The organism is Limimaricola sp., assembly GCF_016125575.1.
GTDB lineage: Bacteria > Pseudomonadota > Alphaproteobacteria > Rhodobacterales > Rhodobacteraceae > WGLM01.
Genome location: NZ_WGLM01000004.1, coordinates 771,056 through 795,786, shown reverse-complemented (window position 1 = coordinate 795,786; position 24,731 = coordinate 771,056). Strand labels below are relative to the sequence as shown.

Annotated in this window: 23 protein-coding genes and 1 tRNA gene; 16 read left to right on the top strand and 8 right to left on the bottom strand. The window is 64.4% G+C overall.

Annotated features, from left to right (window positions below):
• Positions 1-171: 171 nt before the first annotated feature.
• Positions 172-1,134 (top strand): malate dehydrogenase, encoded by a 963-nt coding sequence (gene mdh, locus GC146_RS10760; protein ID WP_291838027.1) that lies wholly within the window; start codon positions 172-174, stop codon positions 1,132-1,134.
• Between the two features lie 49 nt (positions 1,135-1,183).
• On the opposite strand, the gene GC146_RS10755 is transcribed toward mdh, so the two are convergent.
• A complete protein-coding gene (locus GC146_RS10755) occupies positions 1,184-1,777 on the bottom strand; it encodes a TetR/AcrR family transcriptional regulator (protein ID WP_291838025.1) in 594 nt (197 codons plus the stop codon).
• A gap of 75 nt (positions 1,778-1,852) precedes the next feature.
• Between GC146_RS10755 and GC146_RS10750 the strand changes: the two genes are divergently transcribed.
• From GC146_RS10750 to lpdA, 12 genes are all read left to right on the top strand, one after another.
• Positions 1,853-2,152: a DUF1330 domain-containing protein gene (locus GC146_RS10750; RefSeq protein ID WP_291838023.1), complete on the top strand. Its 300-nt coding sequence runs from the start codon at positions 1,853-1,855 to the stop codon at positions 2,150-2,152.
• 64 nt (positions 2,153-2,216) lie between these two features.
• Positions 2,217-2,546, top strand: coding sequence for a TfoX/Sxy family protein (locus tag GC146_RS10745; protein WP_291838020.1), 330 nt, complete (start codon positions 2,217-2,219; stop codon positions 2,544-2,546).
• Positions 2,547-2,706: 160 nt separating this feature from the next.
• Complete coding sequence (gene pepT, locus GC146_RS10740) at positions 2,707-3,942, top strand: peptidase T (RefSeq protein WP_291838017.1); 1,236 nt, start codon at positions 2,707-2,709, stop codon at positions 3,940-3,942.
• A gap of 175 nt (positions 3,943-4,117) precedes the next feature.
• Complete coding sequence (gene sucC, locus GC146_RS10735) at positions 4,118-5,311, top strand: ADP-forming succinate--CoA ligase subunit beta (RefSeq protein WP_291838014.1); 1,194 nt, start codon at positions 4,118-4,120, stop codon at positions 5,309-5,311.
• Entirely contained in the window at positions 5,308-5,817 is a 510-nt protein-coding gene (locus GC146_RS10730; RefSeq protein ID WP_291838011.1) for a hypothetical protein, read from the top strand. Before sucC ends, GC146_RS10730 begins: the two co-directional genes overlap by 4 nt.
• Before the next feature lie 43 nt (positions 5,818-5,860).
• Positions 5,861-6,745: a succinate--CoA ligase subunit alpha gene (sucD, locus tag GC146_RS10725; RefSeq protein WP_291838008.1), complete on the top strand. Its 885-nt coding sequence runs from the start codon at positions 5,861-5,863 to the stop codon at positions 6,743-6,745.
• Between the two features lie 19 nt (positions 6,746-6,764).
• Positions 6,765-7,379: a hypothetical protein gene (locus GC146_RS10720; RefSeq protein WP_291838005.1), complete on the top strand. Its 615-nt coding sequence runs from the start codon at positions 6,765-6,767 to the stop codon at positions 7,377-7,379.
• Positions 7,380-7,447: 68 nt separating this feature from the next.
• Positions 7,448-10,411 (top strand): 2-oxoglutarate dehydrogenase E1 component, encoded by a 2,964-nt coding sequence (locus tag GC146_RS10715; protein ID WP_291838002.1) that lies wholly within the window; start codon positions 7,448-7,450, stop codon positions 10,409-10,411.
• A complete protein-coding gene (odhB, locus tag GC146_RS10710) occupies positions 10,408-11,616 on the top strand; it encodes a 2-oxoglutarate dehydrogenase complex dihydrolipoyllysine-residue succinyltransferase (RefSeq protein WP_291837999.1) in 1,209 nt (402 codons plus the stop codon). The genes GC146_RS10715 and odhB overlap by 4 nt, the downstream gene beginning before the upstream one ends.
• A 7-nt stretch (positions 11,617-11,623) precedes the next feature.
• The gene (locus GC146_RS10705; protein ID WP_291837996.1) at positions 11,624-11,869 is read left to right on the top strand and encodes a hypothetical protein; all 246 of its coding nucleotides are present in this window, start codon (positions 11,624-11,626) and stop codon (positions 11,867-11,869) included.
• Between the two features lie 11 nt (positions 11,870-11,880).
• Positions 11,881-12,273, top strand: a complete 393-nt coding sequence (locus tag GC146_RS10700; protein ID WP_291837993.1) for an MAPEG family protein — start codon at positions 11,881-11,883, stop codon at positions 12,271-12,273.
• 86 nt (positions 12,274-12,359) lie between these two features.
• Positions 12,360-13,748 carry a dihydrolipoyl dehydrogenase gene (gene lpdA, locus GC146_RS10695; RefSeq protein WP_291837990.1) on the top strand — a complete coding sequence of 463 codons (1,389 nt, stop codon included), beginning with the start codon at positions 12,360-12,362 and terminating at the stop codon, positions 13,746-13,748.
• Between the two features lie 170 nt (positions 13,749-13,918).
• Here the strand turns inward: lpdA and GC146_RS10690 are convergent, their stop codons facing one another.
• Complete coding sequence (locus tag GC146_RS10690) at positions 13,919-14,572, bottom strand: GntR family transcriptional regulator (protein ID WP_291837987.1); 654 nt, start codon at positions 14,570-14,572, stop codon at positions 13,919-13,921.
• 31 nt (positions 14,573-14,603) lie between these two features.
• Positions 14,604-15,290: a SprT family zinc-dependent metalloprotease gene (locus GC146_RS10685; protein ID WP_291837984.1), complete on the bottom strand. Its 687-nt coding sequence runs from the start codon at positions 15,288-15,290 to the stop codon at positions 14,604-14,606.
• 110 nt (positions 15,291-15,400) lie between these two features.
• Between GC146_RS10685 and GC146_RS10680 the strand changes: the two genes are divergently transcribed.
• Together GC146_RS10680 and GC146_RS10675 are read left to right on the top strand one after the other, a co-directional pair.
• Positions 15,401-15,724 (top strand): TIGR02300 family protein, encoded by a 324-nt coding sequence (locus tag GC146_RS10680; RefSeq protein ID WP_291837981.1) that lies wholly within the window; start codon positions 15,401-15,403, stop codon positions 15,722-15,724.
• A gap of 93 nt (positions 15,725-15,817) precedes the next feature.
• A tRNA-Ala gene (locus GC146_RS10675) sits at positions 15,818-15,893 on the top strand.
• A gap of 107 nt (positions 15,894-16,000) precedes the next feature.
• Here the strand turns inward: GC146_RS10675 and GC146_RS10670 are convergent.
• Positions 16,001-17,131 (bottom strand): BamA/TamA family outer membrane protein, encoded by a 1,131-nt coding sequence (locus GC146_RS10670; RefSeq protein WP_291837978.1) that lies wholly within the window; start codon positions 17,129-17,131, stop codon positions 16,001-16,003.
• A 211-nt stretch (positions 17,132-17,342) separates the two neighbouring features.
• Between GC146_RS10670 and GC146_RS10665 the strand changes: the two genes are divergently transcribed.
• Entirely contained in the window at positions 17,343-18,113 is a 771-nt protein-coding gene (locus GC146_RS10665) for a hypothetical protein (protein ID WP_291837975.1), read from the top strand.
• Positions 18,114-18,119: 6 nt separating this feature from the next.
• Here GC146_RS10665 and GC146_RS10660 read toward each other — a convergent pair whose 3' ends face one another.
• The 4 genes from GC146_RS10660 to GC146_RS10645 form a co-directional block, all read right to left on the bottom strand.
• Positions 18,120-18,854, bottom strand: coding sequence for an efflux RND transporter periplasmic adaptor subunit (locus GC146_RS10660; RefSeq protein ID WP_291837974.1), 735 nt, complete (start codon positions 18,852-18,854; stop codon positions 18,120-18,122).
• A gap of 10 nt (positions 18,855-18,864) precedes the next feature.
• Positions 18,865-20,724, bottom strand: a complete 1,860-nt coding sequence (locus tag GC146_RS10655) for a DEAD/DEAH box helicase (RefSeq protein ID WP_291837971.1) — start codon at positions 20,722-20,724, stop codon at positions 18,865-18,867.
• 71 nt (positions 20,725-20,795) lie between these two features.
• On the bottom strand, positions 20,796-22,919 hold the full coding sequence (locus GC146_RS10650) for an HlyD family efflux transporter periplasmic adaptor subunit (RefSeq protein WP_291837968.1): 2,124 nt from the start codon (positions 22,917-22,919) through the stop codon (positions 20,796-20,798).
• Between the two features lie 15 nt (positions 22,920-22,934).
• Positions 22,935-24,713, bottom strand: a complete 1,779-nt coding sequence (locus GC146_RS10645; RefSeq protein ID WP_291837965.1) for an efflux RND transporter periplasmic adaptor subunit — start codon at positions 24,711-24,713, stop codon at positions 22,935-22,937.
• Between the last annotated feature and the right edge of the window lie 18 nt (positions 24,714-24,731).

The window sequence follows — 24,731 nt, the reverse complement described above, 5'->3', positions numbered from 1 at the left end:
ACCGCCCGGCCGAAAAGGCTTTAGCGCAAACATGAAGAGGGCAACAGTCCCCTCGCGCCGCAGCCGCCCCGGTGCGACCGCGTGATGCCGCAGCGCGGCAGGCTTGCGCAGCGCCCGGCAAGGGACTAGGCAATGCCGCGAATTCATACCACAGCATGGGGACATCCTGACATGGCCAGACCGAAGATCGCGCTGATTGGCGCCGGACAGATCGGCGGCACCCTCGCCCACCTCGCCGCCATCAAGGAACTGGGCGATGTCGTGATGTTCGACATCGCCGAGGGCATTCCGCAGGGCAAGTCGCTCGACATCGCCGAAAGCGGCCCGGCGGCCAAGTTCGACGTCGCCCTGAAGGGCACCAACGATTACGCCGACATCGAGGGTGCGGCGGTCTGCATCGTGACCGCCGGCGTCCCGCGCAAGCCGGGGATGAGCCGCGACGACCTGCTGGGCATCAACCTGAAGGTCATGAAATCGGTGGGCGAAGGCATCAAGACCCACGCGCCCGACGCTTTCGTCATCTGCATCACCAACCCGCTCGACGCGATGGTCTGGGCGCTGCAGCAATTTTCGGGCCTTCCCGCGCACAAGGTCTGCGGCATGGCGGGCGTGCTGGACAGCGCGCGCTTCCGCCACTTCCTTGCCGACGAGTTCAAGGTGTCGATGCGCGATGTTACGGCCTTCGTGCTGGGTGGCCATGGCGACACGATGGTGCCGTTGGTGCGCTATTCCACGGTTGCCGGCATCCCGCTGCCCGATCTGGTGGCCATGGGCTGGACCACGCAGGAGAAGCTGGACGCGATCGTGCAGCGCACCCGCGACGGCGGCGCCGAGATCGTGGGCCTTCTGAAAACCGGCAGCGCGTTCTACGCGCCCGCGACCAGCGCCATCGAGATGGCCGAAGCCTACCTCAAGGATCACAAGCGCGTGCTGCCCTGCGCCGCGCATGTCGATGGCGCCTATGGGCTCAACGGGTTCTACGTGGGCGTGCCCACCGTGATCGGCGCCGGCGGGATTGAGCGCGTGGTCGAGATCAAGATGGACAAGGCCGAACAGGCGATGTTCGACAAGTCGGTCGATGCGGTCAAAGGTCTGGTCGCCGCCTGCAAGGAAATCGACCCGTCGCTGGCCTGATCTGCCCGTCTGATCTGATGACATGCGCGCCCGATGGGGCGCGCATTCTTCATTCTGCCAGACCGGCAACATGCGAGATTGCCAGCCCTGCGGCGTTTTCGATCATCGCGGTCGGTGCCTTTGCGCGGATCATCACGAAAAGGCCCAGCACGAGCGCGGTGAGGAAATCCGCTTCAGCGCTCGTATCTAGCGCGCTGCGGACCTGTCCCCGCCTTTGCGCATTCCCAAGCGCGTTTGCAAACGCACTCGACAGCCGTCTGAAATAAAGATGGATCAGTCCCGCATCGGTCGGATCTTCGGCACCGAACTCGACGGCTGTGTTGCACAGCAGGCAACCCTTCCCCGCCGCATGGCCATTCCAGGCCGATCCGTAACTGGCCAACAACGCGCTGATCTCGTCCAGTCCTGCATCGGCCTGTTCAAGCGGGCCGAAGCTGTGGCTGATGACCTGCGCATCATAGCGTTCAAGCGCGGCGGCGAAGAGCCCCTGTTTGCTGCCGAAGTCCGCATAAAGGCTATAGCGGCTGACACCGGTCTGATCGACCAGCATGTCAGCCGACGTGCCACCGTAGCCGTGCGCGCGAAACGCCTGCATGGCCTTGTTCAGCACCTCATCCCGGCTCTGGTTCTTCTTGCGCCCCATCACGGCCCCCGATTGACAGTCATCGACGGGCGATATATCAGAACGATTGTTCTGTTAAGCCCTTTGGAGAAAGACATGAGCGACAAGACAACTCTGGTAGTCACCGGCACCCCGATTCCGAGCGAAATGGCGGCGGTGCAGGAATACCTGCAGGGTGTGATGCCCCTGCTCTTGGGGGCTGGCGGGACTTTGGTGAAACGCCTCAAGGTCACCGAGGTCATCAATGGCAACCACAGCGGGATGGTCATGGTGATGGACTTCGACTCGCCAGAGACGATCGCCCGGATTTTTATGTCGGACGCCTATGCCGCGTTGATGCCGGTCCGCGACAAGGGTTTCGCCGAGATGAATATTCTCATGACCAGCGGAATGTGATGACCTGCTTGGCGGTTGTCTGGAAATACCCGGCTCGCCGATGAAACCGAAGGGAGCGCCGTAAATGACGGTTGATGTCGAGTTCAGGTCGTTCGTGCTGGATCAGCTCGGCAGCCTCGGTGCGTTCGAGACCAGGAACATGTTTGGGGGCACCGCACTTCTGAGGAATGGTGTTGCCTTCGCAAAGGTGAAGCACGGGGCCCTTTGGCTGAAGGTCGACGACAGCAATATCGGCGATTTTGTTGCGCGCGACATGCCGCAATACAGCTATGGCAAGGACAACAGCCGCAAGCTGAACTTCTTCCGAACACCGGTCGAGGTGCTGGAAGATCCCGAAGTCTTGATCCGCTGGGCGACCAAGGCCTGCGACGCGGCTGAAAGAGCGCAGAAATAGCGCGGCGCGCAGCTGGCAAGGCTGATCCGGCCATCACCTGTCGCAACATGGCCGCGCTGGAGCGTGGCACCGGCCTTTCTGGGCCCGGAAACCGACGGCGCCCGCCCTTGACTTCCCGCGCCCCGGCGCCTCCAACTCCGCGTAACCGCAGGAGGCCCCCATGAGTTTTGATACCGAACTGACCGACCGTCTGACCCGCTATGCCGCCATCGACAGCCAGTCCGATGCTGACAGCGCCAGTTCACCCTCGACCGGGATCCAGCACAAGATCCTGGATCTTTTGGTGCAGGAACTGACCGAGATCGGCGCGGCCGAGATCACGAAGACGGAGTATGGCGCCGTCATCGCCACCATTCCCGGCACCGCGCCGGGGCCGACGATCGGGTTTCTGGCCCATGTCGATACCGCGCCGCAGTTCAACGCGACAGGCGTGAAACCACGGGTCATCAAGGGCTACAATGGTGGCGACATCACCTACCCCGACGCGCCGGACCTTGTTCTGTCGCCGGCCGCCTATCCCTACCTCGCCGAGAAGATCGGGTGCGATATCATCACGGCCTCTGGCCTGACGCTGCTGGGGGCTGACGACAAGGCAGGCGTTGCCATCATCATGACGGCCGCACGGCATCTGCTGACGCACCCCGAAATCGCCCACCCGCCGCTGCGCATCGCCTTCACCCCGGACGAGGAAATCGGTCGCGGCGTGGACAGGCGCCTGCCCGCCGACCTGAAGGCCGACTTTGCCTATACCTTCGATGGCGGAAAGCTGGGCGAAATCGAATATGAAAGCTTTTCCGCCGATGGGGCGGTGATCGCCATCAAGGGCGTCTCGATCCACCCCGGCCTTGCCAAGGGCAAACTGGTGAACGCCGCGCATCTGGCCGCCAAGATCGTCGACATGCTGCCGCAGGCCACGATGACCCCCGAAACCACAGACGAGCGCGAGGGCTTCATTCACGTCACCGACCTCAGCGGCGGGTCGTCGGAAATGGAAGTGCGTGTGATCCTGCGCGATTTCGAACTGGACGGGCTGGAGGCCAAGGGCGCGATGGTTCGCAAGGTTTGCGAGGCCGTGGCCGCAACCGAACCGCGCGCGCAGATCACCTGCGCGATCACCCCGCAATACCGCAACATGCGCTACTGGCTGGAAAAGGACATGACGCCGGTCGAACTGGCCCGCGATGCGGCGCGCGAACTGGGGATCGAGCCGGTCTCGGTGCCGATCCGCGGCGGCACCGACGGCTCGCGCCTGACAGAAATGGGCGTACCCTGCCCCAACCTCTTTACGGGCATGCAGAACATCCATGGGCCGCTGGAATGGGTCGCGGTGCAGGACATGGCGCGGGCGACGGATCTGCTGCTGGCAATTGGCAAGGGCGCGGCCGCGAAAGGCTGACCGAAGACGGACGACCGCGCGAATCAATCCAACACGGGCGCGTGATATGTGATCACACATTTTCAGCGTGTGATCACATATGTCGGTTTTTCCCCCGACCAGCGAAAATCACTGTTTTTTCGCGCGGTCGGGTGTGTTTTGGCTAGGCCGAAGAGGCCACCGGAAGGACCGACACATGAATATCCACGAATACCAGGCCAAGGCGCTGCTGCGCAGCTATGGCGCGCCGGTCTCGGACGGCCGGGCGGTGATGAAGGCCGAAGACGCCAAGACCGCTGCGGGAGAGTTGGACGGCCCGCTTTGGGTGGTCAAGGCCCAGATCCACGCTGGCGGCCGCGGCAAGGGCCATTTCAAGGAACCCGACGCGGGTGAAAAGGGCGGCGTGCGCCTGACCAAATCGGTGGAAGAAGCCGCCCAAGAGGCCCGCAAGATGCTGGGTCGCACGCTGATCACCAAGCAGACAGGCCCCGCCGGCAAACAGGTGAACCGGATTTACATCGAGGATGGTTCGGGCATCACGACAGAAATGTATCTGGCCCTTCTGGTGGACCGGCAGACCAGCCGCATCAGCTTCGTCGCCTCGACCGAGGGCGGCATGGATATCGAGGAAGTGGCCGCGAATACGCCCGACAAGATCCTGTCGTTCAGCGTCGATCCCGCCACGGGCTACCAACCCTATCACGGTCGGCGCATCGCGTTTTCGCTGGGCCTCGAAGGCCCGCAGATCAAACAATGCGTGGCGCTGATGGGAACGCTCTATCGTCTCTTCGTCGAGAAGGACATGGAGATGCTGGAGATCAACCCGCTGATCGTCACCGACAAGGGCGATCTGAAATGCCTTGACGCCAAGATGGGGTTCGATGGCAACGCGATCTATCGCCACGCCGACATCGCCGCGCTGCGCGACGAGACGGAAGAAGACCCGAAAGAGCTGGCAGCCAGCAAGTTCGACCTCAACTACATCGCCTTGGACGGCGAGATCGGCTGCATGGTCAACGGCGCGGGCCTGGCGATGGCCACGATGGACATCATCAAGCTTTATGGAGCCGAGCCCGCCAACTTCCTCGACGTGGGCGGCGGGGCCACCAAGGAGAAGGTGACGGAAGCCTTCAAGATCATCACGTCGGACCCGCAGGTGAAGGGCATCCTCGTCAACATCTTCGGTGGCATCATGCGCTGTGATGTCATCGCCGAGGGCGTGATTGCGGCGGTCAAGGAAGTGGGCCTGAAGGTGCCGCTGGTTGTGCGCCTCGAAGGTACGAACGTGGAAAAAGGCAAGGAGATCATCCAGAAATCCGGCCTCAACGTCATCGCGGCGGACGACCTCAAGGACGGGGCGCAGAAAATTGTGAAGGCAGTCAAAGGGTGATCCGGTCAGGCGCATTCACGGCGGTCCCGGCAGCGCTTTTCGCGCTGGCCATACCCGCCTGCGCCTTGGCTGGAGAAGAGCCTGTCAGCGTTCAGGACGCTTATCAGACCTTCATCGACGTCTGTCTGAAACCGGAATACAGCGGCGTCGCGCGTGACGCGGCCTTTCTTGCGGGTTTCGGCCTGACCGACCGCATCGAAAGCGGCACTGTCTTTGATCCGGTGCGCAACATGTCGGTACGGCTTTACCCGCCGGAAGATGAACAGATCTGTTCGCTGGTGTTCAAGACCACGGACGACCATCACACCTCGGTACAGGCCTTTGTGCAGATCGCCTCACAGCTGAACCCCGAGGGCAAGGACGAGGCGGCCTGGGTCGGCCGGTTTGGCAGCGGCGATGCCGCCGCCATCCAGATCGGCGGCAAGCCCTACCGCTTTGTCTCGATCGTGCCACGTGAACAGGGCTGGTACGGGCTCAAACTGGTAAAACCCGCGGCGCAGGACTGAGATGTTCCCCGCCGCCCAAGATCGAATAACGTAAGGGACCGATATGGCCATTCTCGTCAACGAAAACACCCGCGTCATCTGCCAGGGCATCACCGGCAGCCAAGGCACGTTCCATTCGGAACAGGCCATCGCCTACGGTACGAAGATGGTCGGGGGCGTGACGCCCGGCAAGGGCGGGACGGATCACCTCGGCCTGCCCGTCTTCAACTCGGTCCACGAGGCCAAGGCGCGCACGCAGGCCAATGCCAGCGTCATCTACGTGCCGCCGCCCTTTGCCGCCGACAGCATCCTCGAGGCGATCGACGCCGAGATGGAGCTGATCGTCTGCATCACCGAAGGCATCCCGGTGCTGGACATGATGAAGGTGAAACGCGCGCTGGACGGGTCCAAAAGCCGGCTGATCGGGCCGAACTGCCCCGGCGTCATCACGCCCGACGCATGCAAGATCGGCATCATGCCCGGCCACATTCACAAACGCGGCAGCGTGGGTGTTGTCAGCCGGTCGGGTACCCTAACCTACGAAGCGGTGAAACAGACATCCGACAGTGGCCTAGGCCAATCAACTGCCGTGGGCATCGGCGGCGACCCGATCAAGGGCACCGAACATATCGACGTGCTGGAGATGTTCCTGGCCGACCCCGAGACGCAGTCGATCATCATGATCGGCGAGATCGGCGGCTCGGCCGAGGAAGAAGCGGCGCAGTTTCTGGCCGACGAGAAAAAGCGCGGGCGGTGGAAACCGGTCGCGGGCTTTATCGCCGGGCGCACCGCGCCGCCGGGCCGCCGCATGGGCCATGCGGGCGCCATCGTCTCTGGCGGCAAGGGCGACGCCGAAAGCAAGATCGAGGCGATGAAAGCGGCCGGAATCGTGGTGGCCGACAGCCCAGCGGGCCTGGGCGAGGCAGTGCTGAAAGCGATCAACACCTGAGGTTCTGGAGGTTACGCCGATGAAAAAGGCGCTTGCGAGTATCGTGTTTTGTGCCATCGCGGGGGCCGCGCAGGCCGGTCCGATGACGGATGTCGTCAACCTGTGCACCGACCCGATGACCACGGGCCCGGAAAAGGTTGCCCGTCTGCCGGACATGGGCTGGGCACCGATCGAGGCCGACCCCACCGGCCCGCTGGCCGATCTCTCGACCGCGCTGATCATCGGATTCACCAATGGCATGCCAGATCTCGAGTCGCGCTTTGCGGCGGCCCCGCGACTGGCCGGCAACTTTGCCACGATGACGACGCAGGGGCAGGCCTCGGTCTGGTCTCAAGGCGATGCGGTGCTGGCCATCACCATCGCGCAGACCGATGCAGGCGGTGAACACCTGGGCTGCTATTTCGCCAATCTTCCGTCGGACGAGTTGATGGACTGGATGTCCAAGTATGGCGGCCCCGAAACCCTGCCGGCGCTGGAGCTGATCGCCCTGCGTTATGATGAAACCGCGATGCGTTTTTCGCCCGACATCACCTACAAGATGTACAGCACATGGACCCGGCTGACATCCGACCCCGCTCGCACCCGGCTGACGGATGGATTCCGCATGGAGCGGGTCCAGATGGAGCCCTCCTGACAAAGGCCCGGCTTGCCATGTTGACGGCCGCACCCAAACGCATCCTTCCTTAGCCAAGGATTGACCCGATGACCGAACAATCGCCCAACGACATCTTCCACGCTTCGTCCTTTTTGCAAGGGCAGAACGCGGTCTATATCGAGCAGCTTTATGCCCGCTATGCCGACAATCCAAACGCGGTCGATGAAAGCTGGCAGGCCTTCTTCAAGTCACTCGGCGACGCCACGGGCGATGCCAAGGCCGAGGCGGCCGGCCCGTCCTGGGGACGCGCCGATTGGCCGCCCATGCCTACCGACGAGTTGACCGCCGCGCTGGACGGCCAGTGGCCGAGCGAACCCAAGGCCGCCGCCGACAAGATCAAATCCAAGGCCGCCGAGAAGGGTGTGGAACTGTCTCCCGCGCAGGTGCGCCTTGCGGTGCTGGATTCGATCCGCGCGCTGATGATCATCCGTGCCTACCGGATCCGGGGCCACCTGATGGCCAACCTTGACCCGCTGCACCACCGCGACGACAAATCCCACCCCGAGCTTGATCCCGCCTCATACGGTTTCGGACCGGCCGACATGGAACGGCCGATCTTCATCGACAATGTGCTGGGCCTTGAAATCGCGACGATGAACGAAATCATTGCGCTGGTCCGGCGCACCTACTGCGGCACCTTTGCGCTGCAATACATGCACATCTCGAACCCCGAAGAGGCCGGCTGGCTGAAAGAGCGGATCGAGGGCTACGGCAAGGAGATCAGTTTTACCCAGAATGGCCGCAAGGCGATTTTGAACAAGTTGGTCGAGGCCGAGGGTTTCGAGAAGTTCTGCCATGTGAAGTTCATGGGAACCAAGCGTTTCGGCCTCGACGGTGCCGAAAGCCTGATCCCGGCAATGGAACAGATCATCAAGCGCGGCGGCGCGCTGGGGGTCGAGGAGATCGTCATCGGGATGCCGCACCGGGGCCGCCTCAGCGTGCTGGCCAACGTGATGAGCAAGCCCTATCGCGCGATCTTCAACGAATTTCAGGGCGGCAGCTTCAAGCCAGAGGATGTCGACGGCTCGGGTGACGTGAAATACCACCTCGGCGCGTCCTCCGACCGCGAGTTTGACGGCAACGAGGTGCATCTGTCCCTGACGGCCAACCCCAGCCACCTCGAGGCGGTCAACCCCGTCGTTCTGGGCAAGGTGCGCGCCAAGCAGGCGCAGAAGGGCGACAAGGACCGGATCAGGGTTCTGCCAGTCCTGTTGCACGGCGATGCGGCCTTTGCCGGGCAGGGCGTGGTGGCAGAGTGTTTCGGCCTGTCGGGCCTGACCGGCCACCGCACCGGGGGCACCATCCATATCATCGTCAACAACCAGATCGGCTTTACCACGGCGCCGCATTTCAGCCGGTCCAGCCCCTACCCGACCGACATCGCGCTGATGGTCGAGGCGCCGATCTTCCACGTCAACGGGGACGATCCCGAGGCCGTCGTGCACGCCGCCAAGGTCGCCACCGAGTTCCGGCAGAAGTTCCACAAGGACGTGGTCATCGACATGTTCTGCTACCGTCGCTTCGGGCATAACGAAGGCGACGAGCCGATGTTCACCAATCCCTTGATGTACAAGGCCATCAAGAAACAGAAGACCACGCTGACGCTTTACACCGAACGTCTGGTCAAGGACGGCCTGATCCCCGAGGGCGAGATCGAGGACATGAAGGCGCAGTTTCAGGCCACCCTGAATGAAGAGTTCGAGGCCGGAAAGACGTTCAAGCCCAACAAGGCCGACTGGCTGGACGGCCGGTGGAGCCACATGGACCGCCAGAAACAGGGCAAGTACCAGCGCGGCAAAACCGCGATCAGCGAGAAGATGATGGCCGAGATCGGTCGCGCGATCACCCGCGCGCCCGAGGGGTTTGCCTTGCACAAGACGGTCGAGAGGCTGCTCGAAACCAAGGCGAAGATGTTCGAGACCGGCGAGGGCTTTGACTGGGCCACCGCCGAGGCGATGGCCTTTGGCAGCCTGATGCTGGAAGGCTACCCGGTGCGTCTGGCCGGGCAGGACAGCACGCGCGGCACCTTCAGCCAGCGCCATTCGGCCCTGGTCAGTCAAGAGACCGAAGAGCGCTACTACCCGCTGGCGAATATCCGCGCCGGTCAGGCCCCGTTCGAAGTCATCGATTCGATGCTTTCGGAATATGCGGTGCTGGGCTTCGAATACGGCTATTCGCTGGCCGAACCCAATTCGTTGGTGATGTGGGAGGCCCAGTTCGGCGACTTCGCCAACGGCGCCCAGATCATGTTCGACCAGTTCATTTCCTCGGGCGAATCGAAATGGTTGCGGATGTCGGGCCTTGTCTGCCTGCTGCCGCATGGCTTCGAGGGGCAAGGCCCCGAACATTCCAGCGCACGGCTGGAACGGTTCCTGACGATGTGTGGCCAAGATAACTGGATCGTCGCCAACTGCACGACGCCCGCCAACTACTTCCACATTCTGCGCCGGCAGATGCACCGCAACTTCCGCAAACCGCTGATCCTGATGACCCCCAAATCGCTGCTGCGGCACAAGCTGGCGATCTCGGACGCCTCTGACATGCTGACCGGATCAAGCTTTCACCGGGTGCTGTGGGACGACGCGCAGAAGGGCCATTCGGACCTGAAGCTGCGGCCCGACGACAAGATCAGCCGCGTGGTGATGTGCTCGGGCAAGGTCTATTACGACCTGCTGGAAGAGCGCGACGCGCGGGGTCTGGACGATGTCTACCTGCTTAGGGTCGAACAATTCTATCCCTTCCCGGCCCTCAGCCTTGTGAAGGAACTGGAACGGTTCAAGGGCGCCGAAATGGTCTGGTGCCAGGAAGAGCCGAAGAACCAGGGCGGGTGGAACTTTATCGAACCCAATATCGAATGGGTGCTGGGCCGGATCGAGGCGCGCGTTGGCCGCCCCGTCTATGCCGGGCGTCCCGCCTCGGCCTCGCCCGCCACGGGCTTGGCCAGCCAGCACAAGGCACAGCAGTCGGCGCTCGTCCTCGAAGCGCTGGGAATTGAAGGAAACAAGGAATGAGCACCGAAATCCGCGTCCCCACCCTGGGTGAAAGCGTTACCGAAGCCACCGTGGCCACATGGTTCAAGAAACCGGGCGACACCGTGGCCGTCGACGAGATGCTGTGCGAGTTGGAGACCGACAAGGTCACGGTCGAGGTGCCGTCGCCCGTTGCCGGCACATTGGCCGAAATCGTCGCCCCCGAAGGCGAGACGGTGGGCGTCAATGCGCTGTTGGCGCAGGTGACCGAAGGCGATGCCGCCCCCGCGGCCAAGCCCGCCGCCAAACCCGCCGCCAAGGCCGAACCCGCGCCTAAGGCAGAGGAAACGGCGCCGGCACGCGATGTCGAAGATGCCCCTTCCGCCAAGAAGCTGATGGCCGAGAACAACCTGTCGCGCACCGACGTCTCCGGCACCGGCAAGGATGGCCGCGTCATGAAGGAAGACGTGCTGAACGCGCTGGCCACACCCAAGGCCGAAGCCCCCGCACCCGCTGCCCCCCGCGCGCCCACCGCCGCCGATGACGTGGCTCGCGAGGAGCGGGTGAAGATGACGCGCCTGCGCCAGACCATCGCGCGCCGCCTGAAGGAGGCCCAGAACACTGCCGCGATGCTGACCACCTATAACGAGGTCGACATGTCCGGCGTCATGGGGCTGCGCAGCGAATACAAGGACCTCTTCGAGAAGAAGCACGGCGTAAAGCTGGGGTTCATGTCCTTTTTCACCAAGGCCTGCGTGCATGCCTTGCGCGAAGTGCCGGATGTGAATGCCGAGATCGACGGCACCGACGTGATCTACAAGAACTACGTCCACATGGGCATTGCCGTGGGCACGCCCACCGGACTTGTCGTGCCGGTGATCCGCGATGCCGACCAGATGAGTTTTGCCGGGATCGAAAAGGCGATCGCCGAGATGGGCGTGAAGGCGCGTGATGGCAAGCTGAGCATGGCCGACATGCAGGGCGGAACCTTCACCATCTCCAACGGCGGCGTCTATGGCAGCCTGATGTCCTCGCCCATCCTCAACCCGCCGCAATCGGGCATCCTTGGTATGCACAAGATCCAGGACCGGCCCGTCGTGGTCGGTGGCCAGATCGTGATCCGGCCGATGATGTACCTCGCGCTCAGCTACGATCACCGCATCGTTGACGGCAAGGGCGCGGTGACGTTCCTTGTCCGCGTCAAGGAGGCGCTGGAAGATCCCCGTCGCCTTCTGATGGACCTCTGAGGCCCGGATGACCCACCTCCTGTGCGAAATCGAGACGACCGACTTTGCCGGGTGGAAATCCGCCTTCGCGGACGAGGCCGAGGCACGGCGGCTGGCCGGGTTGACGCTGCTGCAGATGTGGCGTGGGGCCGATGAACCGGCCCGCGTCGTTTGCCTGTTCGAGGTGGCCGACCGCCCCCGTGCGCAAAGCTGGCTCGACCGAGAGGCGGGCTTTGGCGGCACCTTCACCGCGCATTTCCTCAAGACCGTTTAAGGCAGGCCGCGATGACCCCGGAACTTACAGTTCTCGCACTGGCCGGCCTGCTGCAGGCCGGGCAATACGCGGTATATTCCGTGCTGGGCAACCTGCAGGTGGGCCCAAGGGTGGCGATGGGGCCGCGCGACGCACCCGTCGCGCTGACCGGCCTTGCAGGCAGAATGCAGCGCGCGATGAACAACCATTTCGAGGGGCTGATCCTATTCACGCTGGCCGTGGTCGTCTGCGTTCTGGGCGACAAGACCACCGGATTTTCCGGCACGATGGCATGGACCTACCTCGTCGCGCGCCTGCTTTACGTTCCCGCCTACGGGTTCGGCCTTGCCCCCTGGCGGTCGATCATCTGGTTCGTGGGTTTCCTTGCCACTCTGGCCATGATTGTCTCTGCCCTCGTATTCTAGGCCTCGATTGGCCATAAATATCCCCGGGGGAAGGCCACAGGCCGGCGGGCATCGCGCCCTCCCCCGCTACCGAAAGGACCAATGCCATGTCCACATATGACGTCATCATCATCGGCGCCGGCCCCGGCGGCTATGTCTGTGCCATCCGCTGCGCCCAGCTGGGCCTCAAGACCGCCGTGGTCGAAGGACGCGAGACCTTGGGCGGAACCTGCCTGAATGTTGGCTGCATCCCGTCCAAGGCGCTGCTGCATGCCAGCCACATGCTGCACGAGGCGGAAACCAACTTCGCCACGATGGGCCTGAAGGGCAAATCGCCCTCCGTCGACTGGTCGCAGATGCTGGCCTACAAGGACGACGTCATCGGCCAGAACACCAAGGGCATCGAGTTCCTGTTCAAGAAGAACAAGATCGACTGGATCAAGGGCTGGGCGAGCATCCCTGCCGCCGGCAAGGTCAAGGTGGGCGACGAGGTTCACGAGGCCAAGCATATCGTGATCGCCACAGGCTCGGATTCGGCAGCGCTGCCGGGGGTCGAGGTCGACGAAAAGGTGATCGTCACGTCCACCGGCGCATTGGCGCTGTCCAGCGTGCCGAAATCGCTGGTCGTCATCGGCGCGGGCGTGATCGGGCTGGAGCTTGGCTCTGTCTATCGCCGCCTCGGTTCGGAGGTGACGGTGATCGAGTATCTCGACGCGATCACCCCCGGCATGGACGGCGAGGTCCAGAAAACCTTCAAGCGCCTGCTGGAAAAGCAGGGGCTGACATTCGTGATGGGCGCCGCGGTGCAATCGGCCACGGTGAAGGCCAAGAAGGCCAGCGTCACCTACAAGTTGCGCAAGGACGACAGCGAAACGACGCTTCAGGCCGACGCGGTGCTGGTCGCCACCGGGCGCAAACCGCATACCGAGGGGCTGGGCCTCGATGCCCTTGGCGTGACGCTCAGCAAGCGCGGCCAGATCGAGACCGACGCCCACTACGCCACCAGCGTAGCCGGCATCTACGCCATCGGCGACGCGATCGCCGGCCCGATGCTCGCCCACAAGGCCGAGGACGAGGGCATGGCAATGGCCGAGATACTGGCGGGCAAGGCGGGCCACGTGAATTACGGCGTGATCCCCGGCGTGATCTACACCCACCCCGAGGTCGCCAACGTGGGACAGACCGAGGAACAGCTGAAAGAGGCCGGGCGCGCCTACAAGGTGGGCAAGTTCAGCTTCATGGGCAATGGCCGCGCCAAGGCCAACTTCGCCGGCGACGGCTTCGTCAAGATCCTTGCCGACAATGCGACCGACCGCATCCTTGGCGCCCATATCATCGGCCCCGCGGCGGGCGACCTGATCCACGAAATTTGCGTGGCGATGGAATTCGGCGCCGCGGCCGAAGATCTGGCCCGCACCTGCCACGCACATCCGACCTATTCCGAGGCGGTGCGCGAGGCGGCGCTCGCCTGCGGCGACGGGCCGATCCATTCCTGAGGCCGCGCAGGGGGCGCTGCCCCCTCGGGCCTTCGGCCCTCACCCCCGGAGTTTTCCGGACCAAAGAAGCGGCAAGTCGGGCGCGTTAACCTTAACGAGCCCTTAACGCCTTCTTTGGTCAAAAAAACTCCGGGGGGAGGCCGGCGCAGCCGGACGGGGGGCAGCGCCCCCTACCCCTTCAACATCCGCAGGCCCTGCGTCACGTCGGTGCGCACGGCCAGACGCAGCCCCGGATCGTCACCCGCCTTCAGCGCGGCGAGGATCAGCTTGTGGTGATAGGGCGGATCAGTCCGCTTCAGCCGTCCGTAGAGCGCGCGCATCGTCGGGCCGAGTTGCAACCAGACCGTCTCGGTCATCGCCAGCATTGCCGGGGCCTGTGCGCGCAGGTAGAGTGTGCGGTGGAATTCGAGGTTCATCCGGATATAGCCAGTCGCATCATGCCGGGCGACCATCTGGCTGACGCCGGCGTTGATCGCCTCCAGCCGGTCGATCAGGGCGAAATGGGCACGCGGCAGGGCACGGCTGGCCAATTCGGGTTCCAGCAGGGCGCGCAGCGTCGCCAATTCCTCGATCCGCTCGTTCGACAGTTCCGGCGTCGCGACGCGGCCTGAGGAGGAGAGCGACAGCGCGCCTTCGGCCACCAGCCGCCGCACGGCCTCGCGCGCGGGGGTCATCGAAACGTCGAACATCTTGCCGATGCCGCGCAGCGTCAGCGCCATGCCGGGCGCCAGTTCGCCATGCATGATCCGGCTGCGCAGCGCGCGATAGACCCGGTCATGGGCGAGCGCGCCGGCGGAATCGGTGGGGCGGGTCTGAAGCAGCATGGCACTAATGTGATCACGCTGGCGCGCGCGGTCAATCGCCGAAGCGGATGCGATGCAGGGCCGCGCCCTCCGCCTTCAGCCAGGCGCGGGCCTGCGCATGGTCCGGGAATAGCCGCGCCACCAGCGCCCAGAAGGCGGGCCCGTGGTTCATCTCGGCCAGATGCGCCACTTCGTGCGCCGCGACATAGTCCAGCACTTCGGGTGGCGCCATCACGAGGCGCCAGTTGAACATCAGGTCGCCCGCTATGGTGCAGGAGCCCCAGCGCGAGCGTGTGTCGCGCAGGGTAAGCCGCCGGTAGGGCCGACCCAGCGCGGCGGCATGGCGATCGGCGGCAGCGGCCAGCCTGTCGCGCGCGCGCAGCTTGACGAAGGCCGCGATCCGCGGCGCCGCGGGCCCGGGCGGTAGCCAAAGGACGCCCTCGCGCAACATCGTCCGGTGCCCTTCGCCACGCCGCACGGGCACCTCTTGCCCCTCCAGCGGCAGGACCCCGCCGGGACGCACAAGGTGCTCCGGGGCCAGTTCGCCGACGCGCGCGCGCAGCCAGCCCTCGCGACTGACGAGAAAGGCCAGCGCCTCGCGCTCGGGCAGGCGGTGCGGCAGCGTCAGGGTGACGCGGCCATCCGCCTGCCCCACCCGCAGCGTCAGCCGGCGCGCCCGCGCCGAGCGGCGCAAGGTGACCGCGATCGGGGGGTTGCCTTTCAGCATGTGCAGGCTCATATGCGCCCCAGACTCACCATTCCCTGCCAAAGCCTTTGACAGCCTTTCCGAGCTATGGCAGGGGAACCCGATTGCCCGCAAGGGTCCATCCAACGCCAAGGGGATATCCCATGCCCAATCCCGAATGGGGAACCAAGCGCCTTTGTCCGACCACGGGCAAGCGGTTCTATGACCTCAACGCCACACCCGTCGTCAGCCCCTACACCGGCGAGGTCGTCAATATCGACACCTCCAAGACCCGCACGATGGTGGCCGATGCCGAAGACGCCCAGTCCAAGAAGCTGAAGGCCGTCTCCGAAGTCGATGATCTTGTGCTTGACGATGATGATGACGAGGATGATGTCGATCTCGGCGACGAGGTTCTCGAAGATGACGAGGACGACGACGAGGTTTCCTTCGAAGACCTCACCGACGTGCCGGCCAACGACGACTGACGCATTTGCCAGGCGGGGCAGGATTTTCCTCTTGATCTCGCCCGGGCCGCTCACTAGACAGCGTCACGCGCCCGGCGACGGGCGCCCCGGAATGGGGCCTTAGCTCAGTTGGGAGAGCGCTTGCATGGCATGCAAGAGGTCAGGGGTTCGACCCCCCTAGGCTCCACCATTCCCCTTGAAGATCTGGCGAAATTGCCGATGTTTGCGGCCCAATAAACCTGTCACGCACAGGGGCGTTGCCGCTGTGCGTGACGTGCGCTTGACCGCTGCTTACCTTCAGAACCGGGCGTCGAATGTGACCTGCACGTTCTGGGTCTGATCGTAGCTCTGCGGGTTGATCGGATTGGCGACGAAGACGCGAAGCGCGCCGGGGCCAACGTGGAACTGCATCGACAGGCCGACCGAGGACCGCCAGATCTGGCTGTCATCGACCGGATTTGCACCGGCCGGGCCGCCATTGACGTTGTCGAGGCCCCAGAGACTACCCACGTCTAGGAAGACGCCGGGAATAAACCAGTCGACCTGCGAGAAAAGCTTTGGAAAGTAGGCGTCGATTCGCGCTGCGACATAGTTGTTGCCGCCCAGCGCCGCATTGCCCGCATTCAGGTCGCGTGGACCAAAACCGCCAAAAGCAAAGCCACGCACCGCGTCAGCCCCAAGGAAGAACCGGTCACCCACGTTCGAGTTGCCCTGCGACATCGCAATGGTGCCGGCCTTGACGCCGGAATCGATCACAACGGCACCGCCATCCGGCTGCCAGCGGTAAGAGAGGCTCGCCAGTGATTTGACGAAGCGGGAATCGTCCGAGGCCGAATCATACTCCGTCGAAAAGGCAAAGCTGCCGCCCTCGAATTGCTGCCGGAACCGAAGGCCCAACGCGCCACGGGTCCGGTCGCCCAGATCCGCGGCCAGAATCGCCGAACCGCCAGCGACGAGGTTTTCAACCGTGTCGCGCGACCAGCCAGCAAAGACTGTCAGCGACCGGTCAGCCGACAGCTGCCACGTCGCCCGCGGTTCGATTCCATAGCTGACGGTATCGAAAGTGAAGATGTCGTTGGCCTGCGTGGCGTTGCGGTAAATGCCAAGGCTGAAGGCCGGATTGGTGCCGAACATGTCGGGGTTGTCGTAGGCAAAGGCATAGCGGCTGCTGTCCTTGCTGACCTCGCCCGAGAACGAGAACTTCTGGTTCTGACCGAGGAACCGGTTCGAGGTGAAGCCTAGACCGAGGATCGGGCCCCATTCCGAATTATAGGCCAGCCGGGCGCTGAATTGTCCCAACAATCCCTCGTTCGGATCGGTCGGGGCGGCGGCAACCGTTGGGTCTTGCTGGGCGGCCGCAACGACGGGCGCAACAACGACGGCAAGGGCAAAAAGGCTGGCGCGAATCGCTCCGGCGGAATCAGTCATCAACTTGGACTCGTTTCGAAATTTAGGTTTGCGGCGGCAGCACGCAGACGGTGGCGAGTTGGAGGCAAGCTAGCCCGGGGTTTGCCGGACGCGCTATCCGAAAGTCGCATCAAGCAAACCTTTTTTACCCCTTGTGTCACTTCGGGCATAGAAGCCGCAGCACAGCCGGGCCAGACTGCCGCTTGGCGCAGCCGAACAAAGGGACGGGCAAGTGCAGGACAGGACAATCGATGGGCAGGCGGCCATCGCCGCACTGATGCCGCTGGCCGACAGCTTTGATCGTTCATGGTCGATTCTTGGCTCGGGCGAGGCCGAGGAACGGTTCCTTCTTTTCTTCGACCAACCGGATCAACGGGTCGAGGCAGTGGCCGATGCCGCCGCCATGCTGGGACTGCCCGAAGACGCCATTGCGCGCTGGCGTGCGGGGCTGAGCGGTGCCGATGCCATCGGGATCGCGGTCAATCGCGGGCTGACATCGATAAGGCTTTACCTGCAATACTGGGACCTGTTGGTGAACCGGGTAGAGGCCGGGAACCTCGATGATTTCGTGCTTTACCGTGGCATCAAGGGCCTGCCCGGGGGTGGCCTGCGCGATGATCAATATGTCTGCACGCCGATCGCACCTCACAGCACGTTCTGGCCGCCACTGGAGCATTCCATGACCGGCGTCGGCCTGCCCGCGCCGGCACTTGCCGCCGCGCTGGCCGATCTTGATGCCGAAACCTGCATCTTCACGCGCACGCGGAACGCGGCGCGTTCGTCGTGGCTTGCAACGGTGCGCCGGGCAGAGCTGGATCGGGGGGCATGGCTGGAGGCATTGGCCGGCCTGCCGGATCGCGACTGGGCCACCGATTTGCGCCGTCATGCGGAAACGGCCGACCTTCTGCACCTTGCCGGTGGCAGGGACAGCGCGAAGGGCGCCTTCGCGACGATCTATTTCACCGCAACGGCTGACGACCTGCTGACGGGCCTCGCCCTTTAACGGTGCCTACTGCGCGATCCGGCAGCTGGCACCGGCCGGCAGCGCCTGATCCGCATTGTCGATCTCGGCAGTGATCGTGAACGTGTTCGAAGAGGCATCAAGGAACGGGTCCACCACGGTCACCTTGGCGTCGACAACCTTGTTCACCAGATCAACGCCGATTGGCAGCGTATCGCCGATGGCGATCTTTCCATAGGCCTCGGAGGTAAACACCAGTTCCGCCTTCAAGGTCCGGATGTCGATCAGTTGCACCAGTGGCTGGGTGCCGATCAATTCGCCATTCTGGACGTAGACCTTCGAGATATAGCCGGGATAGGGCGCCAGAACCTGTGCGCGAGAGACCTGAAGCGCGGCCCGGTCCGCCTGCGCCTTGGCAATGGCGAAATCGGTGCGCATCTGTTCAATCTCGTCGCGCGAGATGATCTTGCTGTCGACCAGCGCGGTGCTGCGATCAAGCTTTGCGCCCAGCGCGTCGCGATTGATCTGGGCCAGTTCCAAATCGGCCTTGGCAAGGCTGTCGTCCAGTTGGACCAGAACCTGCCCCTCCTGCACGTAGTCCGCGCGTTTGACCGGAACATCGGCCACGATACCGCCCCGGTCGCTGCCGATGTCACTGGAATGGGCGGGAATCAACAGGCAGGTCAGCGGGTCGGGGACTGTCTGCGCGTGAACGGCGCTGGCACCGGCGATGGCCAGCACGAGGGCGGCGAAATGGCGGCGGGGGGCGAAGGGGATGATCATGTTAGAAAGCCTAACGATAGCCAAGCTGCCGCGCCAGATCCTGTTCGCGCAGAAGGGTCTGTTTGCGCATCGACCTTGCGCGCCGGTCACGCTCGGCCTGGATCTGTGCCAGTGCCAAGGTCGGCATCAGCCCGATATGCAAGGCGGCTGTCATCACCCGCCGCCACGGCGTCTGCGCCCCGTCGCGCAGCCCCCGATCCTCAAGGCTGATGGCCCGCTCATAACTACCGGGGTCGCCCTGACGGCCCGCGCGGCCGTAAAGCTGGCGCTCCAGCCGGCCCGAGGCCATGACGCTGCCAATGATGACGTGGAGGCCGCCAGCGGCGCGCAGGCCGCCCTGCAGCGTGATGTCGGTGCCGCGGCCGGCAAGGTGGGTGGCAATGGTGATGCGGCCCACCACGCCGGCGTCAGCCACCAATTCGGCCTCTTGCGCCTCGGTCAGCGCGTCGAGGATGGCCACCTCGCGGCCCGAGGCGGCGAAATGGGCGGCCAGCGTCTCGGCCTCGATCACGTCGTTGACGCCAACCAATACCGCGCGTGTTTCGGCCACGGCGCAGGCGCGGTCATGGATGTGGCGCCACTTGGCATCTGCGGTGGGCCAGACCGTCAGACCGAGATCATCCAGCTGTGACGGCGCATGGGGTGCGACCGGTTCGACCGGCAATCGGTAGATCGCCCACAGCTCGCTGCGGCATTCCTTTGCCGTCCCGGTCAGCCCCGAAAGGATGCGATACTGGCGAAAGAAGGTCTGTTGCGTGATCTGGCCCACCGTGCGCGTCTCGGTCGTCGGCTCCAGCCCCTCCTTGATCTCGACCAGCTGGTGCATCCCGTAGCCCCAGCGCCGGTCGGGCATCAGCCGGCCGGTCGCCTGGTCGATCAGCACGATGGCCTCGTCCTGCACGATGTAGCTTTCGCCGTTGCGGAAGTTGTAACGCGCCGCCAGCGCCTGTTCGGCCAGCTGGACCAGATCGTCACTGCGGGCCAGCGGATGGGACCAGTCGCGCGCGGCCTCTTCCAGCGCGACAAGCCCCGCGATGGTCAGCCGCCAGCCCCCATTGCCGTCCAATTCACGCTCGGCGCCCGGCTGGGCCGCGCGGGCAAAGGCATCAAGCTGATGAAAGAGCCGCACATCGGGCGCGGGCAGGTCATCGCTTTGCTCGGACAGGATCATCGGCACGGTCGCGTCGTCGATCAGCACCGAATCCGCCTCGTCGACGATCGCCAGCGCCTGCCCCATCTGGCGCGGCACGGCATTGGTTTGCACGCGCTTCTCGCGCCGGTCGCGCAGGTGATCGAAGACAAAGGTCTTGTTGGTGCCGTAGAGAATATCCACGTCATAGGCGGCGCGCTTGTCCGGGTCGGGCAAGTCCTGCGTCAGCACGGCAATGCGCAGGCCGAACCGCGCGGCCACCGGCGCCAAAAGGTCATGGTCGCGCCGCGCGAGATAGTCGTTAACGGTGATGACATGGGTCGAGACGCCTGCCCGCGCCGCGACCAGTGCTGCCAGCCCGGCGGCCAGCGTCTTGCCCTCGCCCGTGCGCATCTCGACGCAGTCTCCGCGCAACAGCGCCAGCGCGCAGGCGATCTGGTTGTCGCGCAGCGCGAAGCCGACGTGCCGCCGCAGTGCTTCAAGCGCGAGGGCAAAGGCGGGCGCGCCGCGCTCGGCGCGCAGCAGGTCCTCGGCACGAACGCGGCTGGCGCGGATGCGCGCATCAAGCGTGTGGTCGTCCAGCCCGTAAAGCTCTTCCCACGCCGCCTCGATCGCGTCACCCATGCCAGCCAGAGGATCGCCACGGCGGGCCAAACGCCAACCGACCCACTCGTCGGCATAAAGCCGGGGCCGCGACAACGGATCGATTGTGCGGCGCACCGGCTTGCGCCGCGATCGCGCGAAAGCGCGAAGCGGAGTAGAGGGGCGCAGGGCGGATACCGACCACATGGTCAGACCCTGTTGACCCGCAGGAACAGGCGGCGGAGGTAGAAAAGCGCCTGTTCGGCCAGCGTTGCATGCGGCAGTTCGATCCGCGCCGCGACACGGGCATCAGCAAAAGCCGACAGATCAGTATCCGGGTTGACCCAGATGACCAGCGCGGCATCAAGCGCCTTGCCCGGCGCGGTGGGCATCTCGGGCACCCGGCCGCCTGCGGATTTCAGGATCGGCGCCGGCGCCTGCTGACCCGCGTCGATCACACGTGCCCGGCTGATCGATTGTTCAAGAACCTTGCCCGTAGGCAGGCGCAATTGCACCCGTCCGCCACTGTCGGGCAAGTAGCCCGCATAGGGCGCCGCGAAAGAGGCGATTATTTCCAGCCCGCCGGGCGCCACGATCTGGCCCAGCTTGTCGCCGCGAAAGACAAAACTGCCCTGCAGCGGCGGCCGCCCCTGATCCCACGCCACCCTGCCATCCATCGGCGCGCGCAGAACCCGTGCTTCTTCGCGGGCCTCGACATCGGCTAGCGACGTCCGCGCCAGTTCCAGCTCGCGCTCGTCGGCCTGACGCGTCGCCACGTCCAGCCCGCCCCGCGCCAATGTCTCTTCGAGGTCGGCGATGTTCAGCCGCAACGTGGCCGCGCGCGCAGTCTGGGTCGGGTTATCCACGCTCAAAAGCGGCGTGCCGGCGGAAACGACGGTGGCGTCGGCCACGACATCACCCGCGATCTGGCCGGAACTGCCGATCCGAAGCTCGGCCCGCGGCAAACTGACGATCTGGCCCTCGCCAGTCGCGCTGAACGGCAACGGCACGAAGCCGGCGAACCCCACCACAGCAACGGTCGCACTGCAAAGCCGCCACCGCGCCCGGCGCGAGCGGTTCTGCGCCTTGGCCATCTTGTATCCCTTCTTTGCCATCTTCACGATCGGCCAGACAAAGCCCATGATCAACGCCCAGAGTGCCAGAACGATGCCCACCACGAAGAAGAGCTGCGAGACAATCAGGGTGATCGTCACCGTCAACAGCAGCCGGTAGCCCAGCGACAGCAGGCCGTAGATGACCAACACCTTGCCCTCGCCCGGTGCCGGAAAGACCTCGCGCCGCAGGCCCAGCAGACGGCCAAGAAACAGGTCGGTCAGGTAGGCGCCGCTGCGGTTGGCAAGGTTGGGCATTTCCAGCCAGTCCGACAGCACGAAGTAGCTGTCGAACTTCAACAGCGGGTTGCCATTGAACAGAAGCGTCGAAAGCGAGCCGATGACCATGACGTTGAACAGGATCGCGCGTTCGATCCCCGGCTCGATCTGCAACCATGCGAAAAGCGCAAGCGCCGCCATCACCAGCTCTGCCACCACCCCGGCGCCACCCACGACCATGCGGGCATACTTGTCGGGAAAGGCGCTGGCCTCGGACGCCTCGACGTAAGGCACCGGGAAGAAGACAAGGAACATCACGCCAAATTCGCGCACCTCGCCGCCGAAACGATGCACGGCAAAGCCATGGGACAATTCGTGCATCACCTTCATGGCCGGATAGGCAAGGGCCAGCGCGATCAGCCCCGACTGCGACAGAAGCGTCCTGTCGACCCCACTGCGCAGCGCCTCACCGTTCATGAAGGCCAGCACCAGCGCGACCGCCAGCAACAGAATAATGGCAAGGCCGCCCATGCCTGAGAACAGCCAACCAAAGGCCGGGTAAAGCGCGCGAATCAGGCGGCTGGGATCGAACAAGGCCACCTTGATTGCAAGCGGACCCGACAGCCGGGCCTCGATCATCTGGTTGCGGCGACGCAGGCTGCGATCGGACAGGTGCTTGGGGTCCAGATCATGGTCGGACAGGATCAGCCCGGCCGAGACCAGCGTCATGATCCATTCCACCAATTCGCCCTGGGTCGGGATCGGGCCGGTCATCCGCATCAGCGCGTCCCAGATCTGCTGCGCGGTACGGCGCCCGTCCAGCATCTTCCAGATCGTCTCGGCGCGTTGGGTCAGCCGCAGGTTCTGCCCCGTGACCCGGTCCGAAATGACAAGGAAATGCTCGCCGCGAAACACCTGATGGGTGGAGGTCACGGCGGCGCGGCGGCGAAACTTCTGCTCCGAGATCAGGTACCAGTCCTGGTGACGCAGACTACCGGACATCTCGCGGGCCCTGCCTCAGCTCCATTTCCACACCGTCTGGCGCAGCCAGCGGACCACCCCGCGCGAATATTCGGCAAGTAGCGTTGTTGGCCCGGTATCAATCCGCACGATCCCGCGCATGCCTTCCAGAAGCTCAGCAGGCGGCGCAGCATCAAGCTTTAGCCATGCCGAGAACGTGTTCACGCCGCCACGGGTCTGCGCATCCGTCGTCACCGTGTTCAGCGTCAGCGGCAGCGGGGTCTGCGGGTATGCGGCCAATAGCAGGCTGGCATGAGCGCCGGGCGGAATCTCGGCTACCCAGCTTTCGTCGATGAAAGCCATCACGGCAAAGCTTTGTGGATCGGCGATTTCCAAGAGCGGTTCGCCCAGCCGGACACGGCCGCCAACACGGCGCCACGCGTCGCCGCCCACCACGACGCCAGCGTTTTGCGCGGTCAGCTTGGCCTGTTTGAGTTGCTGATCAAGCAGGTCGATCTGCACCTGCGTTTGCTGCGCCTGCGCGTCGAGCGAGCGGACTTTTGCGGAATCGCGAGCAGAGCGCGCGGCCTGAATCTCGGTCTCCAGCCGCCGCGCCTCGGCTTGCGCGCGGGCATATTGCAGGCGGAAATCGGTGTCTTCCATCGCCACGACAAGGGCGCCTTTCGGCACCGCGTCGCCCAGCTGGAACGGCGCCTGCGAAAGAAAGCCGTCGAACGGGGCCGAGACGATGAAACGATCGCGCGCCTCGATCCGCGCCTCGAATGCGGGGCGCGATTGGGTTGGCGTGATCGACATCACCACCAGTGCCAGCGCAACCAGCGCCGCGCCAATCTTGATCTTGCCCGCGCGCTTGCCGAAGATCAGCCGCACGGTGCCACCAGCCCAGTTGCGCAGGCGGCGCCAGATGGACGGGCGGGCGCGTTCCTGAATGGCAAGCGATTCGCCCAGAACCTGCGCGATCAGGTCGACCGAGGCCGGTTGCGGCAGAACGGCCTCGGGCGAGGTCCATAGCGCCACGACCACCGCACGGCAGGGATCGCCCACGTAAAGCGGCATGGCCAATGCCTTGGCCGCCTCCAGCGCCGACAGCGCGTCCGACACGGTATCATCGAGCGGGGTCTGCGTCTCGTCTTCGCCGGTGCCTGACGGGTCATAGCTTTGGTTGCTGCGGGCCTCGATGGCTTCGGCGGCAAGGTCTTCAAGCGCGCGACGCGCACGGCTTTGCCGTTCGATCAGCCCGCCGCCCGACAGCGCCGCCAGCTTTGGTGCGTCGTTGCTGACCCAGGCGACGCCGACAAGATCGGGTGCCAAGGCACGTTCCAGCCGGGCGATCCACTGATCGGCCAGATCACCGCGGGTCCGGGCCTGCGCCGCGTCCAGCAGCACAGCCGCGCCCATCTCGATGCTCAGCGTGACATCAGCGCGGGTCTCGTCGGCGTCACGCAGGGCCGAAACCAGCAGCCAGCCTGTCTTGTCCTCGATTGCGTAAAGGCGGCTCTGCAAATCCGATGGCGTAATGCCCGACAGGTAGAACAACAGGCACATGTCCAGACCGGGCCCGGCGCAGGCATAGGTGGCTAGCCACGCCGCCCCACCGGGGCCCTGAATGGCCGTCACGCTGCCACGCGCCTCGGGGTCGAAGGCCTGCAGGACTGGTGCAATGTTGTTCGGGTCGCCCTGTCCGACACTGGCAGCCTCGGCCCAGTCGCCGCCCTCGGGACGCACGAAAGCTTGACACGCCAGCAGCCCGTCAATGGCGGCCAAGTGCTGCATCAGGGCGGCACGCAGTGTCCTGTAGGCGGTCTGGCCAGTCATCGCGGGCTAGTCTTATCC

Bases quoted from the DNA above. Each gene is read 5' to 3' on its own strand.
- mdh (WP_291838027.1), top strand. From the start codon at position 172: ATGGCCAGACCGAAGATCGCGCTGATTGGCGCCGGACAGATCGGCGGC.
- GC146_RS10755 (WP_291838025.1), bottom strand. From the start codon at position 1,777: ATGGGGCGCAAGAAGAACCAGAGCCGGGATGAGGTGCTGAACAAGGCC.
- GC146_RS10750 (WP_291838023.1), top strand. From the start codon at position 1,853: ATGAGCGACAAGACAACTCTGGTAGTCACCGGCACCCCGATTCCGAGC.
- GC146_RS10745 (WP_291838020.1), top strand. From the start codon at position 2,217: ATGACGGTTGATGTCGAGTTCAGGTCGTTCGTGCTGGATCAGCTCGGC.
- pepT (WP_291838017.1), top strand. From the start codon at position 2,707: ATGAGTTTTGATACCGAACTGACCGACCGTCTGACCCGCTATGCCGCC.
- sucC (WP_291838014.1), top strand. From the start codon at position 4,118: ATGAATATCCACGAATACCAGGCCAAGGCGCTGCTGCGCAGCTATGGC.
- sucD (WP_291838008.1), top strand. From the start codon at position 5,861: ATGGCCATTCTCGTCAACGAAAACACCCGCGTCATCTGCCAGGGCATC.
- GC146_RS10720 (WP_291838005.1), top strand. From the start codon at position 6,765: ATGAAAAAGGCGCTTGCGAGTATCGTGTTTTGTGCCATCGCGGGGGCC.
- GC146_RS10715 (WP_291838002.1), top strand. From the start codon at position 7,448: ATGACCGAACAATCGCCCAACGACATCTTCCACGCTTCGTCCTTTTTG.
- odhB (WP_291837999.1), top strand. From the start codon at position 10,408: ATGAGCACCGAAATCCGCGTCCCCACCCTGGGTGAAAGCGTTACCGAA.
- GC146_RS10705 (WP_291837996.1), top strand. From the start codon at position 11,624: ATGACCCACCTCCTGTGCGAAATCGAGACGACCGACTTTGCCGGGTGG.
- GC146_RS10700 (WP_291837993.1), top strand. From the start codon at position 11,881: ATGACCCCGGAACTTACAGTTCTCGCACTGGCCGGCCTGCTGCAGGCC.
- lpdA (WP_291837990.1), top strand. From the start codon at position 12,360: ATGTCCACATATGACGTCATCATCATCGGCGCCGGCCCCGGCGGCTAT.
- GC146_RS10690 (WP_291837987.1), bottom strand. From the start codon at position 14,572: ATGCTGCTTCAGACCCGCCCCACCGATTCCGCCGGCGCGCTCGCCCAT.
- GC146_RS10685 (WP_291837984.1), bottom strand. From the start codon at position 15,290: ATGAGCCTGCACATGCTGAAAGGCAACCCCCCGATCGCGGTCACCTTG.
- GC146_RS10680 (WP_291837981.1), top strand. From the start codon at position 15,401: ATGCCCAATCCCGAATGGGGAACCAAGCGCCTTTGTCCGACCACGGGC.
- GC146_RS10670 (WP_291837978.1), bottom strand. From the start codon at position 17,131: ATGACTGATTCCGCCGGAGCGATTCGCGCCAGCCTTTTTGCCCTTGCC.
- GC146_RS10660 (WP_291837974.1), bottom strand. From the start codon at position 18,854: ATGATCATCCCCTTCGCCCCCCGCCGCCATTTCGCCGCCCTCGTGCTG.
- GC146_RS10650 (WP_291837968.1), bottom strand. From the start codon at position 22,919: ATGTCCGGTAGTCTGCGTCACCAGGACTGGTACCTGATCTCGGAGCAG.
- GC146_RS10645 (WP_291837965.1), bottom strand. From the start codon at position 24,713: ATGACTGGCCAGACCGCCTACAGGACACTGCGTGCCGCCCTGATGCAG.